This is a genomic window from Exiguobacterium sp. s26, from assembly GCF_018618235.1.
Lineage (GTDB): Bacteria > Bacillota > Bacilli > Exiguobacteriales > Exiguobacteriaceae > Exiguobacterium > Exiguobacterium chiriqhucha.
Genome location: NZ_JACSLS010000001.1, coordinates 38481 through 55642, shown reverse-complemented (window position 1 = coordinate 55642; position 17162 = coordinate 38481). Strand labels below are relative to the sequence as shown.

Here is a 17162-nt window from a genome sequence, read left to right as displayed (position 1 = left end):
GCATATCATCGATGTTTATGAAGGAAGGTGTCATCCCGTGACTTGTCCACGCTGCGGAGCGAAGACCCGCTCGAAAACCACTGTTTGTCCGACGTGTGGTCATCGCCCACGTCGCTTGAAATGGATTGCTGTCCCCATCGTCATTGCCCTCATCGCATTCGTCTCGTTTTTAACGAACGCCTATCTGACCGACAGCCCGCGCTCGAGTGATTCGCTCGCCGACAAAGTCGATTTGAACATCACGGAAGACACGGTCTCAGCCGATGGTGCCACCACCGTTGATCTCGAGACGTTGCAAGAAAGCCTTTATACCGTCGGCACGGGTACCGGATTTTTGATTAGCCCGCAAGACGTGTTGACGGCGGCCCATAACGTCGCCGCCATCACTCGTGTCACGATGAAACACGGTGACAAGGCAGTGAACGGAACCGTCATCGGTCGGACCGACGCCATCGCCGTCATCCGCATCGAAAAAGTGAAAGCGACCCCGTTCTCGTTCAGCCATGCGATTGTCGGACCGGACGAATCGGTGTTGACCCTCGCACCGGACGAACAGATTGAAGGAACGCTCACGTTCGAAGAAGATAGCTATCGTCGCGAATTTGATTTACCGAACCGCGCCATCGGCAGCCCGATCGTCACGGCCAATGGACGGGTGCTCGGCCTTCACTTGGTGACGAAGACGCTCCCGGTCGCCTTGTTCGAACAAGACGTGCTGTCGTTCCTCGAGTCGGACACACCGGCCCCGCCGCCGACGACGAAACGCAGTATCCCGGCCGCTGAACTCGCACCGGTTGCACCGATTACACCGGTCCCGAAACGTGAGGATCCGGCCGAACCCGCTCCGGCTCCTGAACCTGCGCCCGAACCGGCACCGGAAGCCGAGCCCGCGCCAGAAACACCGGAACCGACCGAACCCCCAGTTGAAGAACCGGCACCGGTCGAGGAAGAGCCTCCGGCCGAACCGGAACAACCTGCTGAAGAACCAGAAGCCCCTCCCGTGACGGAGCAACCGACTGAGCCCGACGTCCCGGTGACCGAACCGGCTGAACCGGTCGAACCGGAACAACCGGCCACTCAAGAAAAAGAAACGGAGACGACGGCACCGGTCAAGAAACAAGACAAGCCGAAAGCCACCGCTAAGCCTGACAAGAAAGAAACGCCGCCCGTCGTCAAGGAGAAACCGGTCGCCGATGATGCGACCGAAGAAGCCACGGACGAACCGGCTGCAGTTGAAACTGAAGATGAAGAAAGCACGCCATCGGAATGATGACGTGCTTTTTTACGTGTCGTTTCGAGAGCGTCGCTGTAAGTTGCCGACCGCCGCCCCAAATAGGAGCAAGATGATCGACAACATCCAAAACGGCATCACGTCCTGCAACAACCAGACGATCAGCGCACTGATGGCGATAACAATGCCCAACCATAAGAAATTTGACTGTCCCATTCATTTCACCTCGGCCTCATCATAGCACATCGACCCGGTGCGCCGTCGCCTGTGGCGGCAGTGAGCGGGTCATCTTCTCATCGTGCTCGACGCGGACGTATTGCCCGACGGCGAGCGGCGTCTCGTCCTCTCGCAGCACTCCTTCCCAATGAAACACGATGCCATCGAACGGCTCGGCGTCTAGGTTCGGCGCGACCCGGATTCGCGTCGGTTCGAGCTCGACGATATAGCCAGTGAACGTTACCATCTCCACCCCTCCATTTCCTCGGAAATCCTTCCCTTTTCTTTTCCCATATCTTGAAAAAAATCTACTCGTCTGTCCAATTGCTCGGTATAATGAAGCCACACTCATTTACGCCGGGAGGGACTCCTATGAAACACACCATCGATTTACACCATCTAGACTTTCAACGCACCTTCCTCGAGATGATGCTCCTTGAAGAAATGATTGACGACTATAACGCCGAAGCAATCGAGTCGCTCGTCGTCCGTGGCGAGACGAACTTCCCGGACGACCCATTTTTTCCGGCGATGCGGGCGTATCCGCTCATCCGTGAAGGCGAGTTCAGCCGGGCCCGCGACGTGCTCGAAGCCGCGAGCGCGAAGGGCGACCATTACATGATTCATTGCCTCCACGGCATCTTGAGCGACGATACAAATTTCTTGTTCGAGGCCGAACAACATTTCCTTCGCGCCGTCGAACGCTATCCCGACGTACCAATCGTCCAACGTACGATCGCCGTCCATTATTTCAACCGCAAGTTTCACGGGGAGGCCGGTCTCCACTTGATGCATTACGTCCGGCTCGCCGGGTTCAATGAAGAGACGGTGCCGATGTTGCTCGAATTCTTCCAAGTGTATGATGAGATTCCGCTCGAGATGAACGATGAGCTCCTCAAGGTGGCCATCGGATACTTGAACGCCAACCCGCGCAATCCACGCGCCCACTCGCTCTATGCGTCCATCTGCAGCCATCGGGTCGAGATGCTCGTCAAACGATTGCCGGAAGACAACCATCAGCTCGACGATGAAACGATCGCGATGTTGCTCGAGGTCGAAGAGCACGGCATGTGGAGTGCGACATATGACGACAGTGAGGACCAGATGTTCCGCGCCATGTTCGCCGATTATATCGACAACGTCGTCTTGCCAAACACGTCGAAACTGTATGTATACCGCTTGCGTCTCCGCTATTGGTACCACCGGCTCACGCACCGCTTGACCGGGGGCTATGGGGATTCGATGCGTTCGTCGTAAACATAAACAAACAGCCCGAACTCTTTAAAAGGGTTCGGGCTGTTTGTTGTACTTCCTGTCAAAATGATTGTTTTGATTGCACATTCTGATTCGAATCAAGCTTGGTATCGTATTCTTCAAAAAGATTAACGTTCCACTAATCCTTTGAACGTATCGTTGTGTTGCTCGATTGTTTTTTCCATGTCCTCAGAAAATTTTGAATCGATATCCGTTTGTACTGTATCCTCAAGCGGTCGAATCAAGATACCCTTGTCTGTCGGCACTATCGAGACCTCGTCACCCGCACCTAACTTCAACTGTCGCAACACAGTCATTGGAATAGAGATGCAAACAGAATCGCCATGCTTAATCAATTTTCTCTCATATTGATTTTGCTTTCCCATACTACCACTCCTATTGAACACGTCTAATACACAAGGTATGTGCCTAATATATCTCACATGACTCTTCAGAGCACAATCACTTTATTTACTTACGTTTACCCCATATACGGATGAATCGGACCGCGCAACTTGAACGTGTAGTCCTCGTGGTTGACGATGCCGACGACTTGATCGCTCTCGAGCAGTTGCACTAAGAACCCGGCCATCTCTTCGGCCGTATGGTACTTCTCAACGTTTTGGCTATAGTCAAAGTCGTCTTCTTCGCGAGCGCGGTTGGCAAAGCCCGTCTCCGTCGCGGCCGGCGCGAGCACTTTCGCTCGCAGTTTGTCCCCATCGTTCATGAGCTCGCGGGCAAGCCCTTCCGTATACGCACTGACGAAGAATTTGGTCGCGCTATACGTGACGCCTTTTTTGGCGATATGATAGCCGACGACCGATGCGACGTTCAACAGTGTCGCCCCTTCGACGTTATGATAGTCCCGGACGTATAGGCTCGACAGTACCGTCAACGCCTCGACGTTCAAGCGAATCATGTTCTCGACTTTCCCGACCTCGACGTCCTTCACGAAATTCGAATCGCCAAACCCGGCGTTGTTGATCCACGTCTCGATGTCGAGATCAGCGAGCGATTCATACAGCCCGTATACGTTCTCGCTGTATGACAAGTCTTTCGCCTTGATGATGACATCGCTCTTCGGTGCGATCGCCTTGATTTCACTCCGCAACTTCTCGAGTTCGTCGTGCCGCCGTGCCACGAGCACGAGTGACTTCCCTTGCTTGGCGAGCAATTTCGCCGCTTCATAACCAATACCTGAACTTGCTCCGGTGATGACGGTATATTTCATGATGTGTCCCCTTTTCACTGTAGTCGAGATGTTGTCTCTCTCCCGCAATTCCCGTAACACCCTCTCATCAATCCTGACAACACGCAAAAACTATCCTTTCCCTAGAACAGGAAAGGACGGTCCGTTTTATGTTTGGAAACGCCCGATGAGCGTCTGCAAGTCTCCGGTCATATTGCCGAGCGACTCGGCGACACCGTTCAACTCTTGAATCATCGCGAGCTGGGCGTCGGCCGTCTCACCTACGCTACGCATCGTCTCGGCCGTGCCTTCACTGTCACTCGCCATATGGATTGCCGCTGTCGCGACTTGTTTCGTCGTCGTCGCGATCTCGCTCGAGGCGACCCGGATCTGTTCCGTGTTCTCGACCGAGGCGTGCAATTGCCCGACGATTTGTTGGAACGACGCCGTCGCTTCTTCAAGCAACGCCGTGTTCGTCTCGACGCGGCGGGCACTGATGGCGTGACGTTCGAGTACCGCATTCGATTGCGTCTGAATCGATTCGATCAAACCGGCGATTTGGGACGCCGATTGTTTCGACTGTTCCGCGAGTTTCCGTACTTCTTCGGCGACGACGGCGAAGCCTTTCCCTTGTTCCCCGGCCCGGGCCGCTTCGATGGCCGCGTTCAAGGCGAGCAGGTTCGTCTGGTCGGTGATCGACTGGATGACCTCGGTAATGAGGGCAATCTCATCTGACTGTTGTTTCAACGCCGTGATCGATTGACCAGTCACGACCGTCTCCGATTCGAGGGCGAGCACTTCTTGTTTCGCTTGTTGAATCGTCTGTTCCCCGCGTTCGGCGAGCTTCAGACTCGTCTGGACGTCTTGGCTGATCGTCCCGATCGACGTGGCGATCCGCTCGACGCCTTCATCGGCCGCTGCGACCGCCTGCCCACTCTTCGAGGCAGCCGCCGCCTGGTTGACCGTCTCACCGACGACTTGTTCAATCATCCGTGTCGTCTCCTCTGTTTGAGACGACATCTCTTCCGTACTCGCGTACAGTTCTTCCGACTGCGCCGTGATCTCTTGGGCGTTCCGGCTCACTTCGTCGATGAGTTCGCGGAGATTGCCTTTCATCTGGTTGAAGCCAAGCATCAACTCGCCGATTTCATCGCGCGTGAGCGCTTGAAGGTCCACGCGCGTCAAATCACCGTCGGCGACGATGCCGACCTCGTCCGATAGTTGGCGAAGCGGGACCGTGACCATGCGTTGGAGGAAGTAGCCGGCGCCGAGCGTGAGTACGAAAATGATGACGGCGATCACTGCAGAGTATATCAATGCACTTTGACCTCGACTCTCAAGCTGCGCTTGCTTCGCCAACATCGCGGCTTCCGATTCGGCTTGCATCGTCTCTCCTGACTCAATGATTGATGCCGTCACATCCGGCAACAACCGGAGCGCGAGTCGGTCCACTGTCTCTTGATCATCCGCGTCGATTGCTTGAATCAACTGTTGTGCTAAGTCATCGTAACCTAATGCGTATGACATCAAGTTCTCTAGTTCTTTCGTCTCTTCTGTCGAAGGCGAAAGTTCTAACAAGGCATTGATTGCTTCTTTTTTCTCTTCTGACCCTTGCTGCTCTGCTTCAAGCCGGGCCGGCTCTTGTTCAAGAATATAACCACGCAGGCCATACGCCTGACGGACCATCCCTAACGATAATTCATCGGCCGCCTTCATCCGCATGACATCTGATGAGATCATTTCTTCATATCGGCTCGTCGCATCGTTCAGCGCCATCAGATTGTAACCCATCCCGATTACGACGAGTAAAAGAATCATTCCGATCCCGCCAAACAGTTTCTGCGTCAATGTGAGTTGATTTAGCCTTTTTTTCATCTTCTCGAGGAACTCGTCCTCTCACACCTCTATTTCTATCAAATTTTGGAATCACATGATTTCTATCGGTTTGTGCAAACGGTTTTCCACATTTGTTTCCAATTATTTTAATGGATTGACCTTATTTACGAGTCTTATGTTCCATTTATTGTCACAAAAAAAGACCACAGCCCATCATGGCTGCGATCTAGCTTCATAACTTGAACTGTGACACGCGATTCGAAAGTTCGACCGCACGTTGCTCGGTCTCCTGCATCCGAGTTTGGACGTCGTTGAACCGCTCGACGGACAGTTGGACTTTCTCCGAAATCGACTGCGTCCCGTCCGCCCCTTCCGTCACGGTCGTCGCGACTTCTTGGATGACGTGGAGGATGCTGTCGGTCATATGGCGAAGTTGGAGTGCGTTCGTCTCGAACGTCTGTGCCGTCTCCCCGAATACGGTCGCATCCGCTTCATATTGCGTGGCCGACTCCTCGAGCCGGTCGTAATCGGCGAGCACTTTCGTGTCGAGGAACGTCAGCATATCGGCCGAGCTCGTGTTGAGCCGGGCGACTGAGTCGATGACCGTATGCGATACCGCTTGAATCTCGTTCACCGTCTGGCGCGAGTTCTCGGCGAGCTTACGAATCTCCGAGGCGACGACGGCGAAGCCGCGCCCGGCATCCCCGGCCCGGGCCGCCTCGATCGATGCGTTCAAGGCGAGCAAGTTCGTCTGGTCGGCGATGGTCAAGATGGCGCTCGTCAAGACGCGAATCTGTTCGACCGACTGTGCCCCTTGGATGGCGTCGTCGAGCTCGATGCGCTTCTTGTCGATGATGGTGTTCGCTTCCGTCTTCGAGGCGACAGCCTGCTCACGGAGCGCATGGGCCCGGCGCTCGACATCGCTCGCTGTCTTGGCGCTCTCGTTCGAGAGGTCGACGATCGTATCGATGGATCCGCCCATCTCGACCGTCGACGCGCTCATCTCTTGCGACGAAGCGGCCGTCTCTTCCATACCGGCCGTCAATTCTTCGACCGTGCCTGACGTCTCTTCCATATAACGGCTCAATTGTGTCACTTCCGTCGCCACTTTTTTCGACGACACGAGGACGACTTTCGCCGTCTTGTCGACGTCGACCATGATGTCGCGTAGCGTCGCGAGGAACGTGTTGAACGAGCGGCTCACTTGAGCGATCTCATCGTTCGACGTGACCGGGATGGCCATCGTCAAGTCGCCGCCTTGTGAGGCCAACTCGTCAAACTTCTCTTGGAGCACCCGCATCGGTTTGATGATGGAACGCAATAAGCTCAGTCCGAGGAACAACAGGAGTACGACCGCACCGATCGTCACCGCGAGCAACGCGATGAGCGACTGTTGAAACTCACGTTCCATGTCGGCGCCGACACGTTGTGAACCTTCCGAGTTGTAGTCGACGAGCTCGGTCAGGCGTTGCGTGAAATTATCGTATGTCGATTGGGACTGGGCATCGTAATACGAGCGAGCCATACCGTTGTTGCCGGACGTGCTGAAAATCAGCATATTGTCCGACACGCGTTGATACATCTCCCACTGGCGGCTGAAGTTGGCGAACAGCTCCTTGTCCGTCTCACCCGTCACCGTCTGTTCATATTTCGGGGCAATTTCATTAATCCGTGTCCGAATCTCTTTCATCGCGGACATCAATTCTTCTTTCGCGGCCGCGTCGTCCGTCACGATATGCTCGAGCTCGAGCGCGCGATAGTTCGCCGCGAGCGTGTTCAGCTCGTGGGCGTAGTCGAGCCCTTTGTTCCAGTTGTTAACGATGTCATCGCCTTGACGATTCGCATCGGCGAGCGACAAGAGCGAGTAGCCGCCGACACCTGCGACCATGAGGAGCGCGAGAATGACGAGTCCCCACAGCTTTTGACGGATGGTCAGGTTCTTGCCGGTCACTCGTTTTCCTTCACGCGTGCTTGGCTTTCGTCGTTTCGGTTTCCATTGAAAGCGCTGGACGTTTAAACGATTCCGTAACGCTATCCACTTCTGTTTCACTGACATATGTATATTCCCCTCTCGCATGCAACGTTTCTTCCTATATCGTCTTGACGTCGAGGAATCTAAAGTGGATTGACCAAAATAAAAAAAGATGACTGAAAAATCAGTCACCTTTGACTACTTATTGGACGTTCAACACGGTTTGTGTGCCTTCGATCATCTTGATCTCGGTCCATTTGACGACGCTCTTGCCGAGCGGGTCGTTGGCGACCATGAAGTCGGCGAGCGCTTGCACTTTCAACGCATCGACCGGTTGTTTCACATTATTCAAACGGAAGCGCGATACTTTATTGAACATATCCAAAAATGCGATTTCTACTTTAGTCTCAGTCATGGGTTAGTCCTCCTTGGATGTGGGTGTGATTAGACGACGTCGTATTCGCGAACGACCGACACGGTGAAATCTTCTTGCTCGGTCAAGTCGAGCATGAGGTGACCGAACGCCTCGGCATTGTCAGCCGTGAGCGCCGCCCGGATTGGACCGAAGCGCTGCGTTTTCTTCGTCGGTTTCAAGCTGTTCAAATCGTGGTGCGTCGTCAAGACGAGCGTGGCTTTCTTTTCAGTCAATACGGCCATGGGGGATGGCTCCTTTCGGGGATGGATTACAATTCAGACGGATAGGTCGAGTCGAGACGTTCGAGCAGTTGAATCATGCGCTCAAGGCGCGTCTCGATCCGGTGGAGCAGATAGAGCGAGACGACGATTGGGAAGCCGAGGTTCGAGATGAGTTCGGGCCAGCTCATGGGCCCACCCGCTCATCGGACAAGGCTCCGGCGGGACGCTTCGGTACACGCATCAGGGGTTCCTCCAATTAGAACGTCACGTGGAATTCACGCGACACGACGTATGCGGCGGATTCGACCGCGAGAAGCGGAATCAACAGATCACCGAACTGCTTGATCTCCTCGGTCTCCATCCGCGCACCGAGTGGACCGAACCGGACGAGCTGACGCTTTTCCTTGCCGTCAACGAGCCGCTTCGTGTCGAGATAAAAGACGCTTGCGTATTCTCGATACACTGCCATATGTCTCACCTCCTTCGCCCCTATTAACCGAAGTTGGTGAATGTTTGCTCATATTTCCTTGTAACCTTTTCGTAACGACTATAGACCTATTCTGAATGAAGGCGCATTCATCGGTAAAAATCGGCGTTATTCCTTGAATTCTCATACCAATTAGGGTATCTTAATAGACGTCAATCGCATTTCGAAAACACGCCTAAAGTCCCACGAATTCATTTCCCCACTTTGAAAAAACTGGCAGTTAATTGCTTAGAAATGGGTTACTATACGGAGGAGGGCATTTTCGAAATGACCAGTTTGACTTGAAGAAGGAGATACTCTAGATGAACAGCTTAGACTTCGCACTCAACACTTCTATTCCTTCCGCTCAACTCGACTTCGACCACACCGACCTGACGTTTTATGCGACTGACTGGGATGCTTATCGCCCGGAAAACGCGAAGCCGCTCCTGTACAACGAACGCCCATTGACCGTCTATCCACTCAAAGAACTGAGCCGTGCGTTTCATGTCGCCGGGATTCCCCGTAGCCAGCAACAGCTGATCAAATGGGAAACCGACGGCGTCTTGCCACCGACCCCGTTCACGATGGGACGCAAGCGCTTCTATACGGAAAATCAGATTCGGACAATCGTCGACATCGCATTGGAATGCGGACTACGGCCCCGGACACACGTCAAAAAGACGAACTTCTCCGAGCTAGCCCATAAAGAATTGGCGTACATACTCCAACTGGAATTGAAAACCGAACTCCCGCATGAATGAGCGGACATGAGGCAGCCCTTCCTGAATCGTCAGGAAGGGCTGTTTTTGGATGGATGAGGGGCGATCGCGCTCAAGTACAAATCGAGCGATGTTTCGACCTCTGTCACGACAAGGGCGACAAAGTCGTCATACATTCCTGTCGTATGCGCTCGATCTAACGCATTGTAATAACTCAGGCGATTTTCGACTTTGATGACAATCGGCGGATAACCGGACTTCATCAACTCTAAATTGAGCAACAACCGAGATGTACGACCATTTCCATCAATGAACGGGTGAATCCCCACGAACTTAGCATGCAACAAAGCGCCCCGTTCAACCGGGTGCATCGTATTCGTCTCTGTTTCATACCAATTCATCAGTTGCCCCATCTGTTCTTGAATGAGGTATGGAGGCGGCGGCATATGAACGGATCCAGCAATAAACACTTGCTGGTCCCGATAGACGCCTGCATACGCATCATCAATTCCTTTCAAGTCGAGACGGTGCAAATTTTTTATTTGCCACTCCGTCAGCGGTTCTTCGCGTTGGACAATCTCTTCTACATAAGAAATGGCGTCCTGGTGGTTAATCACTTCAAGATGCTCGCGCATCGTCTTCCCGCCAACCGTTATACCTTCCAGCACCACTTTTGTCTCGTTGATTGTCAACGTATTTCCTTCAATGGCATTCGAGTTGTATGTCCATTCTAAAAAGAGTTTTGCTCTCAAACTTTGAAGCGTATACGTCGGCAGCGGTCGATTTTGATCCAGTTGTTCTTTTTTCATCGTCAGTTGCTCAAACATATAACCCGCTTCCTTTCTCTCAAGTGTTCGTGATTTAATTATACGCTTGTTTACCTGAGCAAGTCGATTTCGAGTGAACGCCTCATTTCATCTTTAATCGGCAAGGATACCCCCTACTTCAATCGTGTCCCGGGCACAGCCCGACGATAAGTGGGAGAGGAATTGCCGCCGGGGCCGAATCGTGCACGTCCGACTCAATGAACGGCATCGGCATCGACGCGAACGAACTGCCGTACATCTTCGAGCGCTACTACCGGGGCACGAACACGACCGACGCACTCGGCAGCGGCCTCGGTATGGCGATTTCCCGGGGCATCATCAAAGCGCACGGCGGCACTGTCACGGTGACGAGTGCGCGCGGGTCTGGAACGACGATTCGCATCGAGTTGCCGGCCTGACGCGAGCGGCAAAAAAAACGCAGACACGTAACATGTCTGCGGTCCATTCAAAAGGATTCGCTCAACGGAGCGAATCCTTTTTCGTCGTGTCATAATCCTCAATCCACGTCTCGAGCTCATCAATCGGGAGCGGACGCGAGAACAAGTAGCCTTGCATCTCATCACAGCCGAGCGAGCGGAGTGTGTCGCGCTGGTCCGTCGTCTCGATGCCCTCGCACACCGTCTTCAAGCCGAGCCCGCGGGCGAGCTCGATAATCGACTGGACGATGACGTTCCCGGTCGGATCGTTGTCCGTCACTTGGATGAACTGCCGATCGATTTTAATCTCATGAATCGGATAGTGCTTCAAATAGACGAACGCCGAGAAGCCGGTCCCGAAGTCGTCGATTGAGATCGAGAAGCCTTGTTCCCGGAACGCGACGAACCGCTCGATGACGTGTTGCTGATTCTCCATCCCGACGCTCTCCGTGATCTCGAACGTCAAGTAGTTCGGGCAGACGCCCATCTCCTTGACGATATGGGCCAGCTTTTCGACGACCCCGTCCGATAGGAAATGACGGGCCGACAAGTTCAAGGCGAGCTGATACATCCGGCCCTCGTCGTGCCATGTCTTCAACTGGCGGCACGCGGCTTCGAGCGCCCATTCTTCGAGCGCGATGATGACGCCGGTCGATTCGGCGAGCGGGATGAAGTCGAGCGGTGGAATCAATCCTTGTTTCGGATGAATCCAGCGCATCAGCCCTTCGAATCCTTTTAACTTGCCAGTCGCCGCTTCAATCTTCGGTTGGTAATAGAGCGTGAACTCGTTCAAGGCGAGCCCTTTTCGCAAATTCATCTCGAGTGTCAGACGGGCCGTCGCCTTCTCACCCATCTCTTCCTCGTAGAAGGCGATCCCCCCGCGCTGCACGTGGCGATCATTGGCCGTGATTCGGGTCGTGTCCATCATCTCGAGCGTCGAGCGTGACTTGTCCTCAATCGAGATGAAGGCGCTCATCGTCAAGACGACGTCGAGCTCCCCGACCGCGAACGGCTCGCTCGTCACCGTCTCACAAATCAAATCGGCGAGCGCCTTCACTTTGATGCGGTCGCCGTAAGGCGTCCACAGTAGAAAGCCAGATTGAGAGACGCGCGCCAAGAGCGACGTATCGACGACTTGTTGGAGGCGTTCCGACAGTTCGATTACGATGTCGTCCGCGCGCTGGATGCCGATTGCCGTCTCGACGGAACGGAACTCGTCCGCCCGGAGATAAATCAATGAGCCGAGCTGGTGCGGTGCCTGTTCGCGGAGCGCGTCCACCCGCTCGATGAACCCGTTCAAGTTCATGAGCCCGGTCTGTTCATCCGTATAGGCGAGTTTCGTGATGTGTTCATCGATCTCGCGGCGGTCGAGCCGGAGATAGAGGATGGCGATAAAGTCGGACAGCGTGCTGACAATCAGCTCCTCGATGAACGTCCATTGCCGCGGCGCGAACGTCTCACAACAGATGACCCCTTTCGCCCGATTGTTCGCATAGATCGGGGCATCGAGCATCGAGTAAATCCGTTGCCCTTCCACGAAGTGCTGCTGGTATAAATCCTTCACCCACTCGTGGGTCCGGACGTCTTCGAACGGGAGCACCCGGTTCGTCCGCAACGCGTCGAAATAGACAGGTGCGTCCCCACGCATGACTGTCAACACCGGTTCGCTCGGTCCCGTCTCTTTCGAATAGGCGACTTGGCAACTGATCGAGGCATACGTCTCGTCGAAATGCCAAATCGAGACCGTGTCGACGTCGAGCATATCGGAGACGACCTCGCACATATATAAGAGCGCTTGCCGTACCGCAGCCTCCGTCACCTCTGGCATTCGGACGAGTTCGAACAGTTTCTCTTGATGTTTGCGATATGATTGTGTTGAAAAGTTCCCCTCGTTCATAAGTCCCCTACTCTCATTCAAACGTTTTGCATTCATGATAGCACGAAAAGAACTATGGATAGGTTTCCAAAATTCAACAGAAAGTCAATTTTCGATTCCCCTGTTTCTTTAGTACTCCCGCCTCATCCGTGTCCGAAAATATTGACCTCATTTTTAACGGAATCCACTGATTGAGCCATTTCCACCATTGCTTGCCGTTTGTGTAAACCCTACAATAAACATGTATTGCTTTACCTGTCGATAATTGTCAAAAGCACTCATTAGAGAAGGAAGTGACCCAATGTCCCCTAAGTCCGGCCTCATGTACTCATTCGCAGCCATCGCCGCCGTAAGCATCATCGCCCAGGCCGACGAAGTCGCAGCAGCCAGCTCACACGTCGTCCGTGCCGGTGACACGCTCTGGTCGATCAGCCAACAGCACAACGTGTCACTCGCCAATTTGAAAGCCTACAACAACTTGAATTCAGACCGTCTCGCCATCGGGCAGACGCTCAAATTAAGCGGAAACGCCCCGACCACGGTGAAACCTGCCGCCACACCTGCCACGTCAGGCACGGGTACCGTCACGACGGCCGCCTTGAACATGCGCGCCGCTGCAGGAACATGGCATCAAGTGCTCGTCACGATTCCGAAAGGTCAGACGCTCACACCGATTCAAACGAGCGGTGCCTGGACGAAAGTCAGCTATGGCGGGAAGACGGGTTGGGTACATAACGGTTACTTGACGAACTCATCCGTCAAACCGACTACACCGAGCACGCCGACAAAACCGGCCGCGCCTCAAGAACAGAGCATTAACCAGTCGTACGTCACGACGGCCAACTTGAACGTCCGTCAAGGCCCGGGCATCGGCTATGCCCTCGTCACGAGCATCCCGAACGGCACGACCGTCAAAGCGACGAAACAGATCGGCACGTGGGTATACGTCACGCATAACGGCAAGAGCGGTTACGTCAGCACCGGTTACTTGAAACAGACGACGACGGCACCGAGCGCGCCGGTCACACCGAACGCCGGAGACGGCGGTGCGGGCAACGAAGCATTCGACTACGTCGTGAACACGCCATCGTTGAACGTCCGCGCTTCGGCCTCGACGAGTTCGGCTATCATCGGCAGCGTCAAGTCCGGCCAGACGCTCCGCGTCGTGCAGACGTCGAACGGTTGGCATCAAATCTATATCGGGAATACGACCGGTTTCGTCGCGGCGTCTTACGTCAAGGCGGTGCCGAAAGGGTCTACGGTAAACCCAACTCCGACTCCGGCTCCTTCACAAGGTGCCGGAATCGCAGCCATCGCCGTCGCCAAGAAGTATGTCGGCACGCCGTACATCTGGGCGTCATCGAACCCGGCCAACGGCGGATTCGACTGTTCAGGGCTGATCCACTATGCCTTCAACCAGGCTGGCTACAACGTCCCACGCACGAACGTCGCCACATACTGGGCCGGGTCTTATTTCGGAACACAGCTCAGCAAGACGTTCGTCCCGCAAGCGGGCGACCTCGTCTTCTTCGAGAACACGTACACGGCCGGACCGTCACACATGGGCATCATGATTAACGCGGACACGTTCATCCACGCCGGGACGTACGGACTCGGCTATAACACGATCAGTAAAGAGCCATACTGGAAATCACGCGTCATCGGTTACAAGCGACCGTGACCTTCGGCGCATTGAAAGACCCGACCTTTGTCGGGTTTTTTTTCGTGGGGCAGGATTTCCCTCGAAAGACTCGAACACGAGAGATAGAATGGGAAGAGAAAGAAGGAGGTGTCCGATGGGAAGCAATCGATTCGCTAAAATTCCGTACCGGATTTACACGATGGCCCTCGCCGTCGCTTGTCTCATCGGCGTATCGTTGTTCGGGCTCGGCCTGAGCTATTACTGGAAAGAAAAACACGTCGCCGTCGACGAGACGGTGCGCGACTTGAATCACGCCTCCGACTTGGCCGGCGTCGAGTCGTATCTCGTCTTGCATCACGCGGCCAAGCTCTACGAGACGAACTCGGAACAACCGACGGCGTTACTGTCGGCCCCGTACCGTGAACGGGCGCTCCAATACAACGTGCAACTGCTCGACGACTTCGAGACCGGGGTCGATGAGCGTGAACGGGAGGCGTTGCTGCGCTTCTCGGAAGACCTCGAGGACACGTTGAACGCGGACGGCTTGAGCCGCTTCGAAGCCGTGCCGTTCGACGTCATCGAGTCAATCAACCGACGCTGGCTCTATCAAGGGCTCGAACGGACCGCCCAAGCGAACACGGCCTATGAATTGACCGATGCCGTCATGCGCATGCAGATGGCGTTCGTCGAAGGCGTCACGAACTTGCTCGCCGAGACACCGGATGAAGACCAACTCGAGTTCGAGGTCTCGACGATCGCGAACGAGGCCCGTCTGATTGAGGATATCGTCGCGACCGACCCGTCGCTCAGGACGAAATCGGTCGACGATTTGATTGAGAGCGCGCTCGCCCTCGGACGGGTGACGGCCGCCAATTCGACGCTTGAGGCTCGTTACGTCAACGGGACGAGCTTCTATGAGGACTCGCACGCCGCACTACAAGCGGTACGCGCGGCAGCGGATGACACGCTCTTGACCGAGCGGGACCGTTACGGCGCACTCGCCCTCACCGTCCTGCTCATCACGCTCCTGTTGTCGGGGGCGCTCTTGTTCGCCCTCTGCTACACAAGGAAGATGTACGCCCATGACCTCGGGCATTTGAAGGCGCGCGCCCTCGCCATCGACCCGAGCACGGAACCGGTCGAGGAGACGTTCCCGCCGAGCCATGACTTCCGTGGCATCGAGGATGAGCTTCGTGAGATTGCCGTGAGCGTCCATTCGACGGTGCACACGCTCGAGACGAAGTCGAACGACCTGCTCCGGTATCACGAGCGCTGGTCGTCCCTCTTCTCCGAGACGGGTCTCGCCATCGCCTTAATCGATGACACGTACAACTTCATCGAACGCAACGATGTGTTCCGCCAGTTCTTCGGCGAACGGAACTTGTATGAAATTAATCAATTGTTCACCGACACGGGGCGCCGCTTGTTGCGCGAGGCGCTCGCCGGGGTGACGGAGAATGGGACGAGTGCCCAGTTCATCCTGCACTTGAAAGGCGAGCACGTCCGCTTCTTGAACGTCAAAATCATCCCGCTTAAGCGTGGCGAGACGCTCACGTATTACCTCATCCTCGAGGATGAGACCGAGCGCGTCGAACGCGAACGCAAAGTCGACCGGCTCGTCCGGTTCGACCTCGCCACCGAACTGTATAACGAATATGGCTTCCTGCGGGCGTGGGAAAAACAGGACATCGACGGGACGTTCCTGCTAATTAAACTGAACGACTTCCACCACCTCGTCGACTGGTACGACCCGACGTATGCCGACTTGCTCATGACCGAGTTCGCCCGTCACGTCGAGGACCGGCTCGAGAAGTACGCGCATCACTTGTTCGGCCGTTACCGCGACGACACGCTCATGCTGTATGTCCGTGGCTTCAGCACCGTCGATGAACATGAGTTGATGGAGCTGTTCCCGACCGAACTGTTAATCAATCAGAAACGCCAGACCGTCCACGTTCAAATCGGGGCGACGCATACGACGCCAAGCTTTAACGATTGTCTGTTCGAGGCGACGAAGGCGTTGCAACACGCCAAAGAGACGCGCACCCCGTTCGTCTGGTACGACGCGAGCATCCTCGCCCAGCTCCAATGGGCCGCCTTGATTGAACAGGCGCTCCCGGAGGCAATCGAACAAGGCTATATCACCGTCGCCTATCAGCCGCAAGTCGAGCTGAAGACAGGCCGTGTCGTCGGGGCCGAGGCGCTCGCCCGCTGGCAGCACCCGGACATCGGCAACGTGCCGCCGAACGAGTTCATCCGCATCGCCGAGCGCTCGGACCAAATTCTTTGGCTGTCGCACTCGATTCTCGACTTGGTCGTCGAACAGCTCGTCGCCTGGCGTGACACACCGTTCGCCGACATCTCCTTGTCGTACAACTTGTCGGCCCATTCGGTCGACCCGTCGATCGTCACGAAATTGCGTGACTTGATGGTGACGTATCCATGGCTCCCGGACCGGCTGAAAATCGAGTTGACCGAGTCGGCCGACATCATGTCGCACACGACAGAGCTCGAACGGCTCGAAGATATCTCTGACCTCGGCTATTGCCTCTCGATTGACGACTTCGGGACCGGCTACGCCTCGTTCGAAGCGATTTGGCACTTGCCGATTCAAGAAGTGAAGATCGACCGCATGTACGTCAGCGGCAAAGCGAAGGACAGCACGTCATTCCTCCGTGCCGTTTCTCGCTTCGCGAGTGAACAGAAATTGACCTCGCTCGCCGAGGGCATCGAGACGGAACAGGACCTCGAGCGGATTATCGCGGAAGGTGTCGAACTCGGACAAGGTTATTATTACGCCCCGGCCCTTGACGCGACCACGTTCGAAGCTTGGGTGAACGAAAAAAGAGGGCACCTCGCCTAAGCGAGCGCCCCTCCGA

At 55.1% G+C, this 17162-nt stretch carries 18 protein-coding genes; 6 read left to right on the top strand and 12 right to left on the bottom strand.

Features of this window, described 5'->3' with window-relative positions; genetic code table 11:
* Positions 1-37: 37 nt before the first annotated feature.
* Positions 38-1270: a S1 family serine peptidase gene (locus tag KNP82_RS00255; RefSeq protein ID WP_214826574.1), complete on the top strand. Its 1233-nt coding sequence runs from the start codon at positions 38-40 to the stop codon at positions 1268-1270.
* Between the two features lie 12 nt (positions 1271-1282).
* On the opposite strand, the gene KNP82_RS00250 is transcribed toward KNP82_RS00255, so the two are convergent.
* Both KNP82_RS00250 and KNP82_RS00245 read right to left on the bottom strand, forming a co-directional pair.
* Positions 1283-1447 carry a hypothetical protein gene (locus KNP82_RS00250; protein ID WP_029594875.1) on the bottom strand — a complete coding sequence of 55 codons (165 nt, stop codon included), beginning with the start codon at positions 1445-1447 and terminating at the stop codon, positions 1283-1285.
* A gap of 19 nt (positions 1448-1466) precedes the next feature.
* Positions 1467-1694 (bottom strand): DUF3221 domain-containing protein, encoded by a 228-nt coding sequence (locus tag KNP82_RS00245; protein ID WP_029594874.1) that lies wholly within the window; start codon positions 1692-1694, stop codon positions 1467-1469.
* A gap of 125 nt (positions 1695-1819) precedes the next feature.
* On the opposite strand from KNP82_RS00245, the gene KNP82_RS00240 reads away from it, so the two are divergent.
* Complete coding sequence (locus KNP82_RS00240) at positions 1820-2704, top strand: tetratricopeptide repeat protein (RefSeq protein ID WP_241764571.1); 885 nt, start codon at positions 1820-1822, stop codon at positions 2702-2704.
* A gap of 125 nt (positions 2705-2829) precedes the next feature.
* Here the strand turns inward: KNP82_RS00240 and KNP82_RS00235 are convergent, their stop codons facing one another.
* From KNP82_RS00235 to KNP82_RS00200, 8 genes are all read right to left on the bottom strand, one after another.
* A complete protein-coding gene (locus KNP82_RS00235; RefSeq protein WP_214826572.1) occupies positions 2830-3087 on the bottom strand; it encodes an AbrB/MazE/SpoVT family DNA-binding domain-containing protein in 258 nt (85 codons plus the stop codon).
* Between the two features lie 95 nt (positions 3088-3182).
* Complete coding sequence (locus KNP82_RS00230; protein ID WP_214826569.1) at positions 3183-3932, bottom strand: SDR family NAD(P)-dependent oxidoreductase; 750 nt, start codon at positions 3930-3932, stop codon at positions 3183-3185.
* A 126-nt stretch (positions 3933-4058) separates the two neighbouring features.
* A complete protein-coding gene (locus KNP82_RS00225; RefSeq protein WP_214826566.1) occupies positions 4059-5765 on the bottom strand; it encodes a methyl-accepting chemotaxis protein in 1707 nt (568 codons plus the stop codon).
* Between the two features lie 193 nt (positions 5766-5958).
* Positions 5959-7782 carry a methyl-accepting chemotaxis protein gene (locus KNP82_RS00220; protein WP_214826562.1) on the bottom strand — a complete coding sequence of 608 codons (1824 nt, stop codon included), beginning with the start codon at positions 7780-7782 and terminating at the stop codon, positions 5959-5961.
* 118 nt (positions 7783-7900) lie between these two features.
* Positions 7901-8113, bottom strand: a complete 213-nt coding sequence (locus tag KNP82_RS00215) for a DUF2922 domain-containing protein (RefSeq protein ID WP_021066376.1) — start codon at positions 8111-8113, stop codon at positions 7901-7903.
* Between the two features lie 29 nt (positions 8114-8142).
* Positions 8143-8355, bottom strand: a complete 213-nt coding sequence (locus KNP82_RS00210; protein ID WP_021066375.1) for a hypothetical protein — start codon at positions 8353-8355, stop codon at positions 8143-8145.
* A 26-nt stretch (positions 8356-8381) separates the two neighbouring features.
* Positions 8382-8522 carry a YvrJ family protein gene (locus KNP82_RS00205; RefSeq protein WP_021066374.1) on the bottom strand — a complete coding sequence of 47 codons (141 nt, stop codon included), beginning with the start codon at positions 8520-8522 and terminating at the stop codon, positions 8382-8384.
* A gap of 68 nt (positions 8523-8590) precedes the next feature.
* Complete coding sequence (locus KNP82_RS00200) at positions 8591-8803, bottom strand: hypothetical protein (protein WP_029594867.1); 213 nt, start codon at positions 8801-8803, stop codon at positions 8591-8593.
* A gap of 320 nt (positions 8804-9123) precedes the next feature.
* Between KNP82_RS00200 and KNP82_RS00195 the strand changes: the two genes are divergently transcribed.
* Positions 9124-9564 carry a MerR family transcriptional regulator gene (locus KNP82_RS00195; protein WP_029594866.1) on the top strand — a complete coding sequence of 147 codons (441 nt, stop codon included), beginning with the start codon at positions 9124-9126 and terminating at the stop codon, positions 9562-9564.
* 29 nt (positions 9565-9593) lie between these two features.
* On the opposite strand, the gene KNP82_RS00190 is transcribed toward KNP82_RS00195, so the two are convergent.
* Positions 9594-10349, bottom strand: coding sequence for a Fic family protein (locus tag KNP82_RS00190; protein ID WP_214756234.1), 756 nt, complete (start codon positions 10347-10349; stop codon positions 9594-9596).
* Positions 10350-10546: 197 nt separating this feature from the next.
* On the opposite strand from KNP82_RS00190, the gene KNP82_RS00185 reads away from it, so the two are divergent.
* Complete coding sequence (locus KNP82_RS00185) at positions 10547-10747, top strand: sensor histidine kinase (protein WP_214756232.1); 201 nt, start codon at positions 10547-10549, stop codon at positions 10745-10747.
* Between the two features lie 61 nt (positions 10748-10808).
* Here the strand turns inward: KNP82_RS00185 and KNP82_RS00180 are convergent, their stop codons facing one another.
* Positions 10809-12662 carry a sensor domain-containing phosphodiesterase gene (locus tag KNP82_RS00180; protein WP_214826559.1) on the bottom strand — a complete coding sequence of 618 codons (1854 nt, stop codon included), beginning with the start codon at positions 12660-12662 and terminating at the stop codon, positions 10809-10811.
* A 280-nt stretch (positions 12663-12942) separates the two neighbouring features.
* On the opposite strand from KNP82_RS00180, the gene KNP82_RS00175 reads away from it, so the two are divergent.
* Both KNP82_RS00175 and KNP82_RS00170 read left to right on the top strand, forming a co-directional pair.
* Positions 12943-14322 carry a C40 family peptidase gene (locus tag KNP82_RS00175; RefSeq protein ID WP_251128591.1) on the top strand — a complete coding sequence of 460 codons (1380 nt, stop codon included), beginning with the start codon at positions 12943-12945 and terminating at the stop codon, positions 14320-14322.
* A 115-nt stretch (positions 14323-14437) separates the two neighbouring features.
* Positions 14438-17146 carry an EAL domain-containing protein gene (locus KNP82_RS00170; RefSeq protein WP_214826556.1) on the top strand — a complete coding sequence of 903 codons (2709 nt, stop codon included), beginning with the start codon at positions 14438-14440 and terminating at the stop codon, positions 17144-17146.
* The last annotated feature ends 16 nt before the right edge of the window (positions 17147-17162 follow it).

Coding starts and splice junctions, on each gene's coding strand:
- KNP82_RS00250 (WP_029594875.1), bottom strand. CDS start 1,447: ATGGGACAGTCAAATTTCTTATGGTTGGGCATTGTTATCGCCATCAGT.
- KNP82_RS00245 (WP_029594874.1), bottom strand. CDS start 1,694: ATGGTAACGTTCACTGGCTATATCGTCGAGCTCGAACCGACGCGAATC.
- KNP82_RS00240 (WP_241764571.1), top strand. CDS start 1,820: ATGAAACACACCATCGATTTACACCATCTAGACTTTCAACGCACCTTC.
- KNP82_RS00235 (WP_214826572.1), bottom strand. CDS start 3,087: ATGGGAAAGCAAAATCAATATGAGAGAAAATTGATTAAGCATGGCGAT.
- KNP82_RS00230 (WP_214826569.1), bottom strand. CDS start 3,932: ATGAAATATACCGTCATCACCGGAGCAAGTTCAGGTATTGGTTATGAA.
- KNP82_RS00225 (WP_214826566.1), bottom strand. CDS start 5,765: ATGAAAAAAAGGCTAAATCAACTCACATTGACGCAGAAACTGTTTGGC.
- KNP82_RS00220 (WP_214826562.1), bottom strand. CDS start 7,782: ATGTCAGTGAAACAGAAGTGGATAGCGTTACGGAATCGTTTAAACGTC.
- KNP82_RS00215 (WP_021066376.1), bottom strand. CDS start 8,113: ATGACTGAGACTAAAGTAGAAATCGCATTTTTGGATATGTTCAATAAA.
- KNP82_RS00210 (WP_021066375.1), bottom strand. CDS start 8,355: ATGGCCGTATTGACTGAAAAGAAAGCCACGCTCGTCTTGACGACGCAC.
- KNP82_RS00205 (WP_021066374.1), bottom strand. CDS start 8,522: ATGAGCTGGCCCGAACTCATCTCGAACCTCGGCTTCCCAATCGTCGTC.
- KNP82_RS00200 (WP_029594867.1), bottom strand. CDS start 8,803: ATGGCAGTGTATCGAGAATACGCAAGCGTCTTTTATCTCGACACGAAG.
- KNP82_RS00195 (WP_029594866.1), top strand. CDS start 9,124: ATGAACAGCTTAGACTTCGCACTCAACACTTCTATTCCTTCCGCTCAA.
- KNP82_RS00190 (WP_214756234.1), bottom strand. CDS start 10,349: ATGTTTGAGCAACTGACGATGAAAAAAGAACAACTGGATCAAAATCGA.
- KNP82_RS00185 (WP_214756232.1), top strand. CDS start 10,547: ATGAACGGCATCGGCATCGACGCGAACGAACTGCCGTACATCTTCGAG.
- KNP82_RS00180 (WP_214826559.1), bottom strand. CDS start 12,662: ATGAACGAGGGGAACTTTTCAACACAATCATATCGCAAACATCAAGAG.
- KNP82_RS00175 (WP_251128591.1), top strand. CDS start 12,943: ATGTCCCCTAAGTCCGGCCTCATGTACTCATTCGCAGCCATCGCCGCC.
- KNP82_RS00170 (WP_214826556.1), top strand. CDS start 14,438: ATGGGAAGCAATCGATTCGCTAAAATTCCGTACCGGATTTACACGATG.